Source organism: Staphylococcus sp. Y174-1 (assembly GCF_049897865.1).
Classification (GTDB): domain Bacteria; phylum Bacillota; class Bacilli; order Staphylococcales; family Staphylococcaceae; genus Staphylococcus; species Staphylococcus saprophyticus.
The window spans coordinates 86609-102908 of the sequence record NZ_JAFCXB010000001.1 but is presented as its reverse complement, the minus strand read 5'-3'; the positions used below and the strand labels follow the sequence as shown (position 1 = coordinate 102908).

Genomic DNA, 16300 nt, shown 5'->3' with positions numbered 1-16300 from the left:
ATAGCGATTTTTTATAGTTTTAGATTAGAGTCATATCTATGCCTACGAAATTTTAAAGTAGTATGTGACTTTTAACATCGTAAGCGTATAGACAATAAATTAAGAAAGCAACCTAATGCGCGAGCACATTAGATTGCCATTATAGTTAATAAAAATGTCTGTTAACAACATTTCATTGTGCCGTTAAACTATTAGAATAAACCTACTGCATGTCCATCATCTGTAACATCCATATTTAATGCTGCTGGTTTTTTAGGTAAACCTGGCATTGTCATAATTGCACCTGTTAAAGCAACAATAAATCCTGCACCTGTTTTTGCTTCTAATTCACGAATAGTAATTTCAAAACCCTCTGGTGCACCTAACTCTGTAGCATCATCCGTAAATGAATATTGTGTCTTAGCCATACAAATAGGATAGTTATCCCAACCATTTTCTTTAAATTGTTTTAATTGTTTCTGAGCTTTACTACTAAATGCAACTTTGGCACCACCATAAATTTCTTTTACAATGGTTTCAATTTTATCTTCTAACGGTTGTTCTAATTCATATAAATGTTTGAAATCTTGTGGTTGATCGATGACTTCTAAGACTTTGTTAGCTAAATCGATACCACCTTTACAGCCTTTTTCCCAAACTTCTGTTAGAGCTAAACGCACGCCATTTTCTTTGGCCCACTGTTCAACAAATTCAGTTTCTGCTTCTGTATCATGTACAAACGCATTTAATGCAACTACCGGTTCTAAGCCATATTTTTTAACGTTTTTCACATGGCGTTCTAAGTTTACGATACCTTGTTTTAATGCGTCTACGTTCTCTTCTTTTAAGTTATCTTTAGCTACACCACCATGCATTTTAATAGCACGAATTGTTGCAACGACAACTACGGCAGATGGTTCAAAACCTGCTTCACGCGCTTTGATATCAATGAATTTTTCTGCACCTAAGTCAGATCCAAAGCCAGCCTCTGTAACTACAATATCTGCTAAATCTCTAGCTGTCTCTGTAGCTAAGATTGAATTACAACCATGTGCAATGTTGGCAAATGGGCCACCATGTACTAATGCAGGTGTTCCCTCAATTGTTTGTACCAAGTTCGGTTTAATCGCATCTTTTAAAATCATCGCTAACGCACCTTCAACTTTTAGGTCAGCAACGGTTACTGGCTTACGACTAGGTGTATAACCGATTGTAATATTACTTATTTTAGATTTTAAGTCGTTTATGTCGTTAGCTAGGCATAAAATGGCCATTATTTCTGAAGCGACCGTGATATTGAAACCATCTTCACGTGGTACACCTTGTGTAGGACCACCTAGTCCAACAATCACATTACGTAACGCACGGTCATTCATATCTAATACACGTTTCCACTCGATACGTCTTTGATCAATCTCCAATTCATTTCCCTGATGAATGTGATTATCGATAAATGCAGATAATGCGTTATTCGCTGTAGTAATCGCATGGAAGTCACCATTAAAGTGTAAATTAATGTCTTCCATAGGTAATACTTGTGCATAACCACCACCAGTGGCACCACCTTTGATACCAAATGTTGGCCCTAATGCTGGTTCACGAAGTGCGACCATTACTTTTTTCTTAAGTTGATTGAATGCATCTGCTAAACCAACCGTAACAGTTGATTTACCTTCACCAGCAGGCGTAGGACTCATAGCAGTAACTAACACTACTTTACCTTTGCCATTATTCTGTTGAACCTGATTAATATCAATCTTCGCTTTATAATGTCCATAAGGTTCTAGTGCATCTGAAGGAATTCCCGCCTTCTCAGCAATTTCTCCTATCGGTTTTAATGTTGATTGATTTGCAATATCTAAATCAGATAAATGTGCCAAATTCATTCGCCCCTTCTTAAAATAAATTTTTAAATCAATAATCTTTATATGTTAGTGATATATACTACTGATAAAAAATAATTCCTTACATAGTTAATTTTAACCAACTTAAATAGCATTGTCGACAAACAGAGATAGCGCTTTCAAATTTATATGTGTAAAATTGTAAATTTAAACTAAAAACATATACTTATATTGTACTATTACACCATATGTCGCTATGAGTTTTAATTCATTAATCATGGTAACTTACTTTACTTATATATCGTAGTTTATCATAATGCTTAATACATCTGCTTTCTATAAATTTTTTCAGTACTTCCATTTATGTAAATGAAGAAACTAAAAATTTTAAATTGCAGTGCTAATTACTTTAAATCACTATCTTGAATCAATTAACGATTTATTGTTAATAGGCTAAATATTGCTAAGTTGTTATTATTTTAAATTAATAAAAGCTATACCCTTTAAATGTTTAAGGATATAGCTTTTGTTTCATTTTAATCATTTATACAATTGTATTTGATAGCTACGATAATAAATTAAATATGATTTCACTTTAGCATGTAAATTCAACTCGTCTTTTATCGTTTATACTAGTCTTCCATAGTACTTAAATCGCCTTCTGGCAGATCTAATTCCCATGCTTTTAATACGCGACGCATGATTTTACCTGAACGTGTTTTTGGTAATTTTTCTTTAAATTCGATTTCTCTTGGTGCAGCATGTGCCGCTAAGCCTTCTTTTACAAACTTACGAATTTCTTTTTTAAGTTCATCTGATTCTTGATAATCAGGTCGTAACGCCACAAATGCTTTGATAATTTCACCACGAACTGGATCTGGCTTACCAATTACACCCGCTTCAGCTACTGCTTCATGTTCAACCAATTTAGACTCAACTTCAAATGGGCCAACACGTTCACCAGCTGTCATAATCACATCATCAACACGGCCTTGGAACCAATAATAGCCATCTTCATCTTTATATGCAGAGTCGCCTGATACATACCAATCTCCAATGAAATAAGAATCATATTTCTCTGGATTTTTCCAAATGGACACCATCATAGATGGCCAACCTTTTTTAATCGCTAGATTACCCATACGATTCGCTGGTAATTCATTACCTTGATCATCAATGATTGCTGCTTCTATCCCTGGTAAAGGTTTACCCATTGAGCCTAATTTTACATCCATAGAAGGATAATTGACGATCATATGACCACCAGTTTCTGTCATCCACCACGTATCGAGTACACGTTTGCCAAAGACATCTTTTGCCCATTTAATGACCTCTGGATTTAAAGGTTCGCCAACAGATAAAATACTCTTGATTGAAGAAAGATCATATTTTTCAACTACATCATCCCCTGCACTCATTAACATTCTAAGTGCTGTAGGTGCTGTATACCAAATGGTAACTTTAAATTCTTCAATCATACTGTACCAAGCCTCTGGTGAAAATCTTCCACCAGCAATACAGTTTGTTACACCACTTAACCAAGGACTAAAGATACCATATGATGTTCCTGTGACCCAACCAGGATCTGCAGTACACCAATAAACATCATCCTCTTTAAAATCTAATACATACTTACCTGATATATAATGTAAGAGCATTGCTCTTTGTGCATGTAAAACACCTTTAGGTTGTCCGGTAGAACCAGAAGTATAGTGAAGTATCAAACCGTCATCCATTGTTAACCATTCCGTATCAAATGACTCACTTGCTTGTTGGAATTCACTATTAAAATCGACATAGTTTTCATCAACGACTTCGTCTACGACAACAATTGTTTCTAAATGAGGTAGATTTTCTTTAGGAATTCTAGGAAGTAACGCATTCGTTGTAATAATTACTTTTGCTTCACTATTTTGTAAACGATCTCCAACCGCTTTTTCCATAAATGCTTCAAATAGAGGTCCAACAATTGCACCTATTTTCAAAGTTCCAAACAACGCAAAATAGAGTTCAGGTGTTCTCGGCATAAATACAAAAACACGATCTCCTTTTTCAACATTTGCTTTTTCTTTTAAAACATTCGCAGCTTTATTTGAATTGATTTTCATTTCTTCAAAAGTATAACTTTCTTTACGTTTATCATCTTTATAATGTAAGGCAATTTTATCCCCTTTGCCTTCGTCCACATGACGATCTATACATTCATGTGCCATATTAACATTGCCAGATTCGTACCATGAAAATGATTTTTCTACATCTTTCCAGTTAAAATGATTGTATTCTTTTTCATAGTCTTGAAGGTTAAAATCTCCACTTTCACCTTTATAAACTTCTACTTTCATTTTAAATCCCCCTCTGAATGAAATCGATTGCTTAAAAATTATTATAACGAATGTTATCGGAATTTTCAAAATAATAAGTGTAAGCGTATTTATTTATATGTTATTTTTCCTCTTTTTAACTTATAATGTAGATAACAAACTTGTTGACTATATTATATGCGGTAGTTTGGAGTGAAAAAATGAAACATATCAAAACATATCAATCTCAAACCTATCACTTAAATGAAGGTGATTTTATAATAGAAGGTCCTGTACCACTTTCTTCACTCGATACGATGACGTTTGATGATGGTTTATATGCATTTCGACCACCTAAAGATCAATTTGAGGCAATAAAAGAAATCAGTGAACTAGAAGAAGGTCGTATCTATGTCTTACATGAAGCACAACATATCATCGGTTATGTGACTTATCACTATCCAGATCCACTCGAACGTTGGTCTAGTGGCAATCTAGATTATTTAATCGAACTTGGTGCTATTGAAATCAGTTTGCCTTATCGACATTTACATTTAGGAAGTGAACTTATCAAATTAAGCTTAAAAGCAGATGAATATGAAGATTATATCGTATTAACTACAGAATATTACTGGCACTGGGATTTAAAAAATTCTGGTCTCGACGTATATGAATATAAAAAACTAATGCAAAAACTAATGGGTTATGGGGGCCTTGAAATTTTTGCTACTGATGACCCTGAAATTACAAGTCATCCTGCAAATTGTTTAATGGCAAGAATTGGTTTACGTATTTCAATCAATCAATTACAAGAATTTGATAATATCAGATTTATGAATCGCTTTTTCTTTTAAAGGGGAGAAATTTATGAGTAATATGCAACAAACTACGGGCTATGTATACGCAAATGAATTACTTCAATATCGTTTCAGCAATGATCATCCTTTTAATCAAATGAGATTAAAACTAACTACAGAATTATTGTTAGATCTAGGCAGTTTAAAGCCTGAACACATCATAACACCGAGAATCGCAACAGATGAGGAATTATCACTAATACATTCTTATGACTATATACAAGCCATTAGACGTGCGTCCCATGGTATTTTAAATTTACAAGAAGCTAAAAAATATGGCTTAGATGGTGATGATACATTGCAATTTAGACGGATGCACCAACATAGCGCTAGAATTGTTGGTGGTGCGTTAAATTTAGCTGATGCTATCATGGATAAAAGCGTTAAAAATGGTTGTCATCTCGGAGGTGGCTTACATCATAGTCTACCAGGTCGTGCAAATGGATTTTGTATATATAACGATGTGGCTATCACTATTGCTTACTTGATTAAACACTATAATCAACGTGTATTATGTATAGACACAGATGCACATCATGGTGATGGTACACAGTGGAGTTTTTACACTGAAGACCAAGCTTTAATTTATTCGATCCATGAAACAGGCAAATTTCTATTTCCTGGATCTGGACATTACACAGAACGTGGTAATGAGCAAGGTTTCGGCTATACAGTTAATATTCCTTTAGAACCATACACAGAAGATAGCTCTTATTTAGAGGTATTTAAGCAAACGATTGAACCTATTATTGCTTCTTTCAAACCAGATATCATTGTTAGTGTTCATGGTGTGGATGTGCATTATTTGGACCCACTAACACACATGAGTTGTACATTAAACACACTTTACCAAATTCCTTATATCATTAAATCTTTGGCTGATACATATACAAATGGCAAAGTCATGATGTTTGGCGGTGGCGGTTATAACATTTGGAAAGTAGTGCCAAGAGCTTGGTCACACGTATTCCTAGCGCTTATAGAAGCACCACCACCACAAGGTCAATTACCATCACAATGGCTTGAAAAATGGCAACCTTATGCTACCTGTACTTTACCAAAGCACTGGCAGGATGATAAAGAAAATTACATCGATATACCTAGAGAGGAAGAAATTACAGCTACCAATTTAAAACATGCACAACAGGTAATTAGTTGGTTTAAATAGTAAGATTTATAGTTAAAATAATAATTTGAACAACTTGGTCATTTTGAAGAAATCCGCCTAAAACATTGTATGTTAAAAATTTTAGAAGCATTTACTGTTAAGCTTAGATTCATCACCCTACTATGGGTGAAAAATACATGTTCACACCGTATCCCAGATATACATGACCTTTCAAAATATAATAAATACAAAAAAGCTCATCTTCAATATGTACTAGCTCAGAGTATAAATTAAAGCCTACACAATAATTTGTGTAGGCTTTAATTTATATATTTGCTTTAAAACGCATTGACGATTTATTTCGTCGTCCCTCTATATTCAATTCTATGTGGAAGAATAACATTCGGTTCATCAATTTCTTCTTCATTCATATATTTAGTTAATAATCTCATACCTACTGCACCAATGTCATATAAAGGTTGAATAACACTTGAAAGTTGTGGTCTTACCATCTCAACTAATCTTGTGTTGTTAAAACTAATGATTTGTACATCCTCTGGAACGTTCACACCTTCATCTTGTGCTGCATGTACAAGACCAATAGCTTGTTCATCACTGATTGACAAAATCGCTTCTGGTTTTCCAGATTTTAATGATTCAAATGCGCGTAGCCCATCTTTGTAAGTTTCATTGCCATTAAAAATAAGTTCATTTTTTAATTCAAGATGATTTGAATCTAAAACCTCTTTTAGCCCAGTCAATACATCTTCTTGTGCTTTTTTGGAATAATCGCCACCGACAAACGCAAATGTTTTAGCACCTTTTTCAATCAATTCAGTAGTAATTTCTTTTGCTGCTGTTTTGAAATCAATATTAACTGATGAAATACCTTCATCTTTACCATTTGTTCCTGAAACAACAACTGGAACAGATGATTTATTAATAAGTTCTTTAATTTCTTCTGAAATAGTACCACCTAAGAAGATAATACCATCTACTTGTTTACTAAGTAGATTATTGAAAATTTCTTTTTCTTTATTTGGATCGTTATCTGAATTAGAAATAATAGAATGATATTTATACATTGTTGCAATATCTTCTAATCCACGAGCCAATTGTGAATAATAAACATTTGAAATATCTGGTATGATTACGCCAACTGTTGTTGTACGTTTACTTGCTAATCCTCTTGCCACTGCATTCGGACGATAATTTAATTTTTTGATAACATCGTTAACCTTATCACGTGTTTCCGGCTTAACATTCTGATTTCCATTGACAACACGTGATACAGTTGCCATAGAAACGCGAGCTTCACGAGCTACATCATATATTGTTACAGTCATATTTTTCCTCCTTGAAAGCGATTTCTTTATCATTGTAACTTGTTTTCATAACATTTTCAAAGTTTACCATATTTTTGCTCATTGTAAAATCATTTTGTTTTTAAAATTCATAAATAATTCAATTCATATGATATGAACGTCTATTTATCTTTAATCGATTTTTATAACTTAATGAATGATACGTCATTTCATACGCTTTTTATTAAAAATAAACCAATTATTAATAAATGTTTTTAAAATAAAAAACCTTATAATCCATACTAACTAAATAGTTAGGATTATAAGGCATTCATTTTAATTAACGTAATACTTTATTTAAGTTGTTTATTATTATACATATCAGCTAATGGTTTAAGTTCTTTATAGAACGCATCAAATTCATTGAAATCCATTTGTTGTCCACTATCACTTAATGCTACAGATGGATCAGGGTGAACCTCAGCCATAATACCATCTGCACCAACAGCTAATCCTGCTTTTGCAGTAGGTAGCATGATATCTTTACGACCAGTGCTATGTGTAACATCTACCATAACTGGTAAGTGTGTGCCTTGTTTTAAAATTGGCACTGCAGAAATATCTAACGTGTTTCTAGTTGCTTTTTCATAAGTACGGATACCACGTTCACATAAAATGATATTTTCATTACCTTGTGATGCGATATATTCAGCTGCAAAAATAAATTCTTCAATCGTTGCTGATAAACCACGTTTTAATAATACAGGTTTATTTGAACGACCAGCTTCTTTTAATAATTCAAAGTTTTGCATATTACGTGCACCAATTTGGAATACATCTAAATATTGATCAGCAACTTCAAAGTCTGCTGGGTTTACAATTTCACTTACAACGTTTAAACCATATTTATCTTTCGTATTTTTAAGTATTTTAAGCCCTTCGACACCTAAGCCTTGGAAATCATACGGTGATGTACGAGGTTTAAATGCGCCACCTCTAATGAATTTCTCACCTCTCGCTTGTAAATTAGCTGCGACTGCATCGACTTGTTCCTGTGATTCAACTGAACATGGACCAAATACAAATGATTTGTTGCCGTCTCCAATGATGCCTCCGTTGTCAAATTGAACGATTGTATCTTCTGGTTTTAATTTTCTCGACACATATAAATGTTTTTCATTTTCAGATTTTTGTAAATCAGTAGAGGCTTTAAAAATTTCTTTGAATAGTTGTTTAATCACATTGTCATTAAATGGACCTTCATTTTGATCTAATAACTGATTAATCATTTCTTTTTCGCGTTGTGGGTCGTAAACAAGTGTACCTTGTTTGCGTTTTTCTTCACCAATCTTTTGTGCTATCTTACCTCTTTTAGATAAAAGACCTAAGATTTTTTCATTAATTTCAACTATCTCATCTCTGTATTCTTGTAATTTGTCTGCCATTTTATTCACCTCTATGAAAAATTTTAAAACCAATATTTTATTCTGCTTTAAAGCGATAAAATATATGTTAAAGGTTATTCTAACAATAACTCCTTATAAGTTCAAGTAAGGATTATTAAAAATTCACTTAAAAAGTGAATAACATTAATGATAACTAAATTTTCAGTCATTTGCTAGTTATATTTTACACTATTACTTCTTTTTTATAAATTTTATAGATAAATTTACAAATTCCTTGTTCATGATATGCTTCAAATTCATAAGACATGTCATATTTAATCAACGATACGCTTTACATGATGTTCTATTAAGCAAATAGATATGTATCAAATAATACTACATAAAAAAAGAATCGAACAAAGCGTCCGATTCTTTTTATTAAATATTTTTAATCATTAAATGTTCTTTTATCAATCTTACTTTTTGCTTTTTCTGTTTTCTTCGTTTGTGGTCTGTTTTTTGAATATGTTGCTTCAGATTCAGTAGTACTTTCATTTGTCAAAGTACTTGCGTCTTTTGTAGATGATAGGTTATCTGCAGATTCTGAATCATCATGATTAATGATACCATCATTTTTTGAATCTAAATTTGTAGGAGTTGTTGCTGATTGCGTTTGACCAGAAGCATTTTCATGAACGATGATACCATCTTTAAATGCAACTTGATCGTGTGTTTGTTTTACTCTCTGGTCTGCAGCTTCTGGTTTAACTTTTGTATCATTTTTTTTATCGCCTTGTTCTACTTTATCTGTTGTAGATTCAACAGCACTTTCAACCTTTGGCGTAACCAAATTAGGTACAACTTTATGTTTTGTCTGTGCTGGAGCTTCTGGCTTAAGTAAATTAGCTGTGTTTTCTGCAACAGAAGGATTGTCATCTAATGCTTTATTTTTATTTTTAGCCGCTAATGCTAAACCTGACGCAGTTACCACACCTGCAATTGCCCCTTGCTTACTATCATCTGTTTCATCGCTTTGAGTAACCAAATTCGGCGTTTTATTATTTGTGTTAGTGTTAGCAGGCGCTTCTTCTTCTTTTAAAAGATTAGATGTGTTTTCTGCAACTTGATTATCTTCATTTAACGCTTCATTTTTATCATGTGCTGCTTTAGCTAATCCACTCGCTGCAACTGCACCACCAGCTGCTGTACCTGCAGTAACTGCATTGCTATTTGAGTTTTCACCATCTATATTCGCATCACTTGTTTCTGTTTCTTCTTTAATTGCATTTTGTTGTGCATTAATTTCACTTTCACTTGGTTCTGCATTTGGATCTATATGTGCTAAACTGTCATCTGATTGATTTGCATCTTCACTAGTTGTCACTTCCTGTTGTTCTTGGGCATCCGGTGACATATTAGCTAAATTATTATCAGAAGTTTCTTGTTGAATCGCTACACGTTGCGCAGATAATTCTGCATCGGTTACTTCTGTATTTTTATTTTGCGCGTCGTCAATAGTTGATTTAATTTCATTTACTTTATCGTCAGCTTCTTGACGTTCTAATTCGGACTGCTCAATAATGCTAGATTTAAATTGATTGTCTTGTTCTGGAATAGATTTATTCGTTGCTCTCGACTTACTAATGGATACTAAACCAACAGCGGAACCTATAACAGCACCTACAATAAATCCATATACAAATTCATTTCTGGCACCTTTTGTAAAATATTCTGGCACTTCGTAACTTTCTAAATTTCTTTCATAATTATCACGGTTATAATACTTCATTGTCCAATGCCCCCTATAACAAATGCACTTAAATAAGTTTCAAACCTCATTTAAGTGCATTTGTTTTTTAATATATGAATTATTTGTTATCTACACGTGTAGTATAGCTATGATTCGTGTCATTTGCTACACTGCTCGTTTTGTAATTTGCACTATCTCTACGATTTCTTCTATTTTGCCATTTATCAGCAACTTCCATTGCTACATTTGACCATTGTACTACTTGAGAAATTTTATCTTCATTTTGAGAAATATTGTGCGTAATTGAGTTTGTCACTCTATCAACAGAACCATTTAAAGTTTGTACAGAATCACCGATACCTTTAACAGCATCAACTACTGAATTTAAACGATCTGATTTGTCTTGAATATCTTCAGTTAAGCGGTTCGCTTTATGAAGTAAATCTGTAGATTCACGCGTAATACCTTGAACCTGTCCTTCGACACCATCAAGTGTTTTTGCTACGTGATCTAAATTTTTCTTAACTGAAAGTAATACCACAACGATACCAATTACTAATATTAGAAATGCAACCGCTGCAATAATTCCAGCTATAGGTAAAATCCATTCCATTTAAAACGCCTCCTATTAATCATATGTTGTTATTTAATATAAATACCCCCATCATTTTAACATAAACATATTAAAATGGAGAAGTAACACCTATTTTTTCCATGTATGCACGTTGAATTTTTTGAATATCTCCTGCACCCATAAATAAAATAACAGCATCACTATATTGTTCAAGCGCATTTACACTTTCCTCATCAATCAATGTTGCACCATCAATTCTTTGAACTAAATCTTGAATCGTTAAGTTACCGCTATTTTCTCTTATCGAACCAAAAATTTCACATAAAAATGTTTTATCGGCTAAACTTAAACATTCTGCAAATTCACCCAAGAATGCTTGTGTTCTACTAAATGTATGAGGTTGAAACACTGCGATAACATCTTTGTTAGGATATTTTTTTCTCGCTGTCTCAATTGTAGCACTAATTTCTCTAGGATGGTGTGCATAATCATCTACTAATACTTGATTTCCTACTTTTGTTTCATTGAATCTACGTTTCACGCCACCAAAAGTCTCTAATGCTTCTTTAATATTATCGATATTTAAACTTTCTAAGTAACTAATCGTAATAACCGATAAGGCATTTAATATATTATGATCGCCAAATTGTGGTGAAAGGAAAGTATCAAAATATTCACCTTTAATATATACATCAAATTTTGTACCTTTTTCACTTATCTCTAAATTATCTGCATAAACGTCATCTTTATTTGAGAATCCATAATAATAAACAGGTACGTCTGCTTCAATTTTACGCAAGTGTGTATCATCACCCCAAGCAATAATCGCTTTTTTAACGTTATGCGCCATTTCTTGGAAAGCATTAAATACATCATCAACGTCTTTGAAATAATCTGGATGATCAAAATCTATATTGGTCATAATGGCATAGTCTGGATGATAGCTTAAAAAGTGTCTACGATATTCACATGCTTCAAACGCAAAGTAATCACTTGCTGGTATGCCAAGTCCAGTTCCATCGCCAATTAAGAAAGATGTTTTCTTATCACCATTCATTACGTGTGATAATAAACCAGTTGTCGAAGTTTTACCATGTGCACCAGTTACGGCGACTGACGTATATTGGTTAATAATATGACCTAAGAAGTCATGGTAGCGAATAACTTCAAGTTTTAATTCATGTGCTTTCACAACTTCTTCATGCGTATCCGGGAATGCGTTTCCTTGTACGACTACCATATCTGATTGAATACTATTCGCATCAAATGGCAGTATTTTAATACCATTGTTTTTTAATGCCACTTCTGTAAAAACATAATTTTTAATATCTGAACCTTGTACTTCGTTTCCAAGATCATGCATTATTTGTGCTAATGAACTCATACCGGCACCTTTTATACCGACAAAATGATAATGTGTCATTGTAACACTCCTTTATCTCTATATTAATTCTCATTCAAATCTGATTCTGTAATGTATACATCTCTTGGTTTAGATCCATTTGCGCCCGACACATAGCCAAGTTGTTCTAGTTGATCAATAATTCTTGCAGCACGATTATATCCGATTTGGAAATGACGCTGTACTAATGAAGTTGAAATATGTCCTTCATTTAGCATAAATCGACACACATCATCGAATAAATCATCTTGTGGTTGACTTTCTGTTTTTTTCAATAATTCTTTTTCTTCAAATAAGTATTCCGGATCTCGTTGTTGTTTTATGAAATCTACAACATCATCAATTTCTTCATCAGAGACAAATGTACCTTGAACACGGATAGGTTTATTCATACCGCTTCCTAGGTAAAGCATGTCACCATAACCTAATAAACGTTCTGCACCACCACTATCTAAGATAGTGCGAGAGTCTACGCTAGATGATACCATAAATGCAATTCTAGTAGGTATATTTGCTTTGATTAATCCAGTGATGACATTAACAGAAGGTCTTTGCGTTGCAACTAGCATATGAATACCACATGCACGTGCTTTTTGTGCAATGCGCGCAATAGATTGTTCCACTTCTTGTGGTGCCATCATCATTAAATCTGCTAATTCATCTATTACTATAACAATTTTTGGCATTCTATCCTCATAAGTTGCTTTCTTATTAAACGCCGTAATATTTCTAACATGATATTTAGCAAAAACTTTATAACGTCTTTCCATTTCTTCAACAGCCCATTTTAAACTTTGCGTTGCTGCTTTTACATCTGTTATCACAGGTGCAACTAAATGTGGTAAGTCATTATAAGGTGCTAATTCAACCATTTTCGGATCAATAAGTAACAATCTTAATTCCTCAGGATGATTTTTATATAATAACGACATTAATATACTATTAATACATACGGATTTACCTGAGCCTGTTGCACCAGCTATTAAAGCATGCGGTGTTTTAGAAATATCCATTAATAAAGGTTCATTATTAATTCTAAGTCCCATAGCTACAGTTAATTTGGATTCTGCATTTTTAAACGCTGGTTCTTCTAAAATTGAACGTAAATTTACAGTTGTTGCATTTTGATTTGGTACCTCTATACCAACTAGACTCGTACCTGGAATGGGTGCTTCAATACGAATATCCTTAGCTGCAAGCGCCATTTTTATATCGTCTTGTAAAGCTGTTATTCTAGATACTTTCACACCTTTTTCGACTGATAATTCAAATCGTGTCACACTAGGGCCTTCAGTAACATTTTGAACTTCTGCAGGCACATTGAAATAATAAAAAGCTTCATTCAATTCCTGTTTTTTATCTTCAATCCAAGCATTGTCAATTTCATGTTGTTTTGGCGCTTCTAATAACTCAATACTTGGAAGTTTAATATTGGGTCCTCTTCTAATAGTAGCCTTATTATCATCCTCAGTTGGTGTTTTTAATCCACCTAATTGGTTACCAGAAGTTTCAGGTTTGAGAACTGGTTCTTGTACATTTTGCTTATGATTTTCATTTTGTTCAGAAGGCACATTTGTCATATCTGACTCAGCACTTTCAACTGACTCTTGTTGTACATTAGACTGAGTTGAGTCATTTCGATTATAATCATCACTATAAGAAGAAGCATCCGTTTCCGGTTTAAAGTCACTCTGTTCATCAATCAAGTCATGTGATAAATTCGTTTCGTTTTGGTTGTCATCAGTTACAGTCAATGACTCTGAAGCAGGTTCATTTGCTAATTGATCATTATTCGACTGTGATTGTTTGTCGCTAATATCGGATGACGTATTATGTTTAAAATTATCTACATTATTTAATTGTATGTTTGACTTATTTTTTTCTTTTTGTGCATCTAACATACGCTTTTTATCTGATGGTGTCATCACGACATTGAAAGGTTTACTACCTTTCTTGATAGATGTAGCCTTTTTATACGTTTTAGTTTCGTCGGGTTGCTTAATATGATTTCCATTATTATTATCAGTACTATCAGATTGCTCCAATTCAGACCTTTCATCTAATATTTCATTTTGGACGTTAAGCGATTCATTTTCATTCATACTTTCATCAGATTCTAGCTGTGATGCCTCTGATGGTGCTGCATCATTTGAAGTTACATGATTATCGATAATATCGGACTCTGAATTTTCAAAACCATGGTCTGGTTGTGATAATGACTCTGACAATTGCTCATTTTCACTTTGTGAATCTAATGAATCAAAAGCTAATGATTCTTTGGATTTAGGGTCTGTTTCAGATAATTCTCTATACTGCGCATCATCCACGTCATTCTCATCTAAATAACGCTCAAATGATTTCTCTAAGATGTATGTGCGCTCATTTTCTGACATATCACTTTGACTAGACTCTATTGCAGTGTTGTTCTCATCGTTTTGATTTTCGAAATCACTGTTAGGTGTGACCTGTTCAACTTGATTTTGATTTGCTTCAATTGCGGAACTGTCATTTTTAGTATTTACATTAACCTGTTCATTATTAATCGTATGAACATCGCGTACATGATCTAAATCAACTTCTTCATAATTAAATGGTGTATTTGAATCTTCTTCAATATCTTCACTATTCGTCGATTCTGTTTGTTGCTGATTTTCTGCACTTTGACGTGATGTTGACGTTTTCGATTTGGACATATTCATTGCGTTACCATCTTCATCTAACGAGCTTTCACCTATGTAATTCCGCGCTTGTTTTGCATACATTTCGTCAATTGCTTTTTGTATACTATCTTCTTGTTTGTCTTGATTATCATGACGTTTTTGTTGAAGTGCCTTTTTAAATTGACGCTTCTGTAATACTTTACGTTCTCTCTCTCGTCTAATTTCTTCAACAATCTGAGAAGCATAGATGTTTTCTATTTTAATCGTATTATCTTTTTTATTTTGACTTGTTACTGGTTGATTCAGCTCAACTTCTTCACCATTTTCCTCAACATGTTGTGCGTCACGGCGCTCTTTGTTATCAGATAGATCATATGCAGTATCATTTGAATTTTCATGATACATATGTGCTTCATTTTGAATATCTGTTGAATTACTATCTGAATCTTTTACTGTTTGGTGTTTCTGTTGAGATGATTCATCATTATAATTACGATGATTCGTCTCATTTTCCGCTTGCGTACCTTCTTCTGAATCATCTTGACGTTTAATGACACCATTTTCTAAAGGACGGGGTTTTTTAGTACCAAAAATCGCTGAAGGCACTTCACTCGCTTTAAAATCGCTATGATGAAAATTTGACGTCGTTGGTTTGTGTTTTGACGAAGCATTTGCTCGTAAAACATCCGTTTGAATCCTCATTCTTTTGCCTTTATGTGTTCTAGTCTCATTTTCAGTTTGGTAATGATCTTGTTGTTGCGATTGTTGCCCAACTGAATCACTCGAGTTTATATTTTGAGTTGGTGTTTTATCATACATATGTCTACGTCTTCTTTGTTGATGATGTGCATTCCCATGACTCACATCATTATGTACATCATGGGAAGTTTTATGAGATGTAGACGCAATATCAGAATTCAACTCATCATCTGTCTTCAAACTGTCATTTGCCTCTTCTAAAACACGCATAGGAAACCTGAATTTCCCTTTGGGTCTTTCATAAACATCATTATTTTGAGGAAGTAATGAATCATGTTCTTCTTGTTGTGTAGCTTTTTGACGTCGTTGGCTTCTTTTATTAAGATAATTATCTGTTGATTCATTATCTTCTCCAAATAACTTGTCGAACCAGCTCAT

General features: G+C 33.4%; 10 protein-coding genes. 2 read left to right on the top strand and 8 right to left on the bottom strand.

What is annotated here, in order from left to right; translation table 11 throughout:
• Positions 1–191 precede the first annotated feature (191 nt).
• Positions 192–1859, bottom strand: coding sequence for a formate--tetrahydrofolate ligase (locus tag ACP7BT_RS00645; protein WP_069822064.1), 1668 nt, complete (start codon positions 1857–1859; stop codon positions 192–194).
• 596 nt (positions 1860–2455) lie between these two features.
• A complete protein-coding gene (gene acsA / locus ACP7BT_RS00640; protein ID WP_002483010.1) occupies positions 2456–4165 on the bottom strand; it encodes an acetate--CoA ligase in 1710 nt (569 codons plus the stop codon).
• A 179-nt stretch (positions 4166–4344) separates the two neighbouring features.
• Here acsA and ACP7BT_RS00635 point away from each other — a divergent pair, with 179 nt between their 5' ends.
• Positions 4345–4977, top strand: a complete 633-nt coding sequence (locus ACP7BT_RS00635; protein ID WP_426303708.1) for an N-acetyltransferase — start codon at positions 4345–4347, stop codon at positions 4975–4977.
• A gap of 13 nt (positions 4978–4990) precedes the next feature.
• Positions 4991–6148 carry an acetoin utilization protein AcuC gene (locus tag ACP7BT_RS00630; RefSeq protein WP_011302874.1) on the top strand — a complete coding sequence of 386 codons (1158 nt, stop codon included), beginning with the start codon at positions 4991–4993 and terminating at the stop codon, positions 6146–6148.
• 296 nt (positions 6149–6444) lie between these two features.
• Here ACP7BT_RS00630 and ccpA read toward each other — a convergent pair whose 3' ends face one another.
• From ccpA to ACP7BT_RS00600, 6 genes are all read right to left on the bottom strand, one after another.
• The gene (gene ccpA / locus ACP7BT_RS00625; protein ID WP_041080020.1) at positions 6445–7434 is read right to left on the bottom strand and encodes a catabolite control protein A; all 990 of its coding nucleotides are present in this window, start codon (positions 7432–7434) and stop codon (positions 6445–6447) included.
• Between the two features lie 311 nt (positions 7435–7745).
• Entirely contained in the window at positions 7746–8837 is a 1092-nt protein-coding gene (locus ACP7BT_RS00620) for a bifunctional 3-deoxy-7-phosphoheptulonate synthase/chorismate mutase (protein WP_002483006.1), read from the bottom strand.
• A 388-nt stretch (positions 8838–9225) separates the two neighbouring features.
• Entirely contained in the window at positions 9226–10566 is a 1341-nt protein-coding gene (locus ACP7BT_RS00615; RefSeq protein ID WP_041080021.1) for a YtxH domain-containing protein, read from the bottom strand.
• 79 nt (positions 10567–10645) lie between these two features.
• A complete protein-coding gene (locus tag ACP7BT_RS00610; protein ID WP_002483004.1) occupies positions 10646–11140 on the bottom strand; it encodes a DUF948 domain-containing protein in 495 nt (164 codons plus the stop codon).
• 70 nt (positions 11141–11210) lie between these two features.
• On the bottom strand, positions 11211–12524 hold the full coding sequence (gene murC / locus ACP7BT_RS00605; RefSeq protein WP_002483003.1) for a UDP-N-acetylmuramate--L-alanine ligase: 1314 nt from the start codon (positions 12522–12524) through the stop codon (positions 11211–11213).
• 23 nt (positions 12525–12547) lie between these two features.
• Positions 12548–16300, bottom strand: a complete 3753-nt coding sequence (locus ACP7BT_RS00600) for a DNA translocase FtsK (RefSeq protein ID WP_069822066.1) — start codon at positions 16298–16300, stop codon at positions 12548–12550.

What these genes read in the sequence shown, in the direction of transcription:
- acsA (WP_002483010.1), bottom strand. Translation starts at nt 4,165, where the DNA reads ATGAAAGTAGAAGTTTATAAAGGTGAAAGTGGAGATTTTAACCTTCAA.
- ACP7BT_RS00635 (WP_426303708.1), top strand. Translation starts at nt 4,345, where the DNA reads ATGAAACATATCAAAACATATCAATCTCAAACCTATCACTTAAATGAA.
- ACP7BT_RS00630 (WP_011302874.1), top strand. Translation starts at nt 4,991, where the DNA reads ATGAGTAATATGCAACAAACTACGGGCTATGTATACGCAAATGAATTA.
- ccpA (WP_041080020.1), bottom strand. Translation starts at nt 7,434, where the DNA reads ATGACTGTAACAATATATGATGTAGCTCGTGAAGCTCGCGTTTCTATG.
- ACP7BT_RS00620 (WP_002483006.1), bottom strand. Translation starts at nt 8,837, where the DNA reads ATGGCAGACAAATTACAAGAATACAGAGATGAGATAGTTGAAATTAAT.
- ACP7BT_RS00615 (WP_041080021.1), bottom strand. Translation starts at nt 10,566, where the DNA reads ATGAAGTATTATAACCGTGATAATTATGAAAGAAATTTAGAAAGTTAC.
- ACP7BT_RS00610 (WP_002483004.1), bottom strand. Translation starts at nt 11,140, where the DNA reads ATGGAATGGATTTTACCTATAGCTGGAATTATTGCAGCGGTTGCATTT.
- murC (WP_002483003.1), bottom strand. Translation starts at nt 12,524, where the DNA reads ATGACACATTATCATTTTGTCGGTATAAAAGGTGCCGGTATGAGTTCA.
- ACP7BT_RS00600 (WP_069822066.1), bottom strand. Translation starts at nt 16,300, where the DNA reads ATGAGCTGGTTCGACAAGTTATTTGGAGAAGATAATGAATCAACAGAT.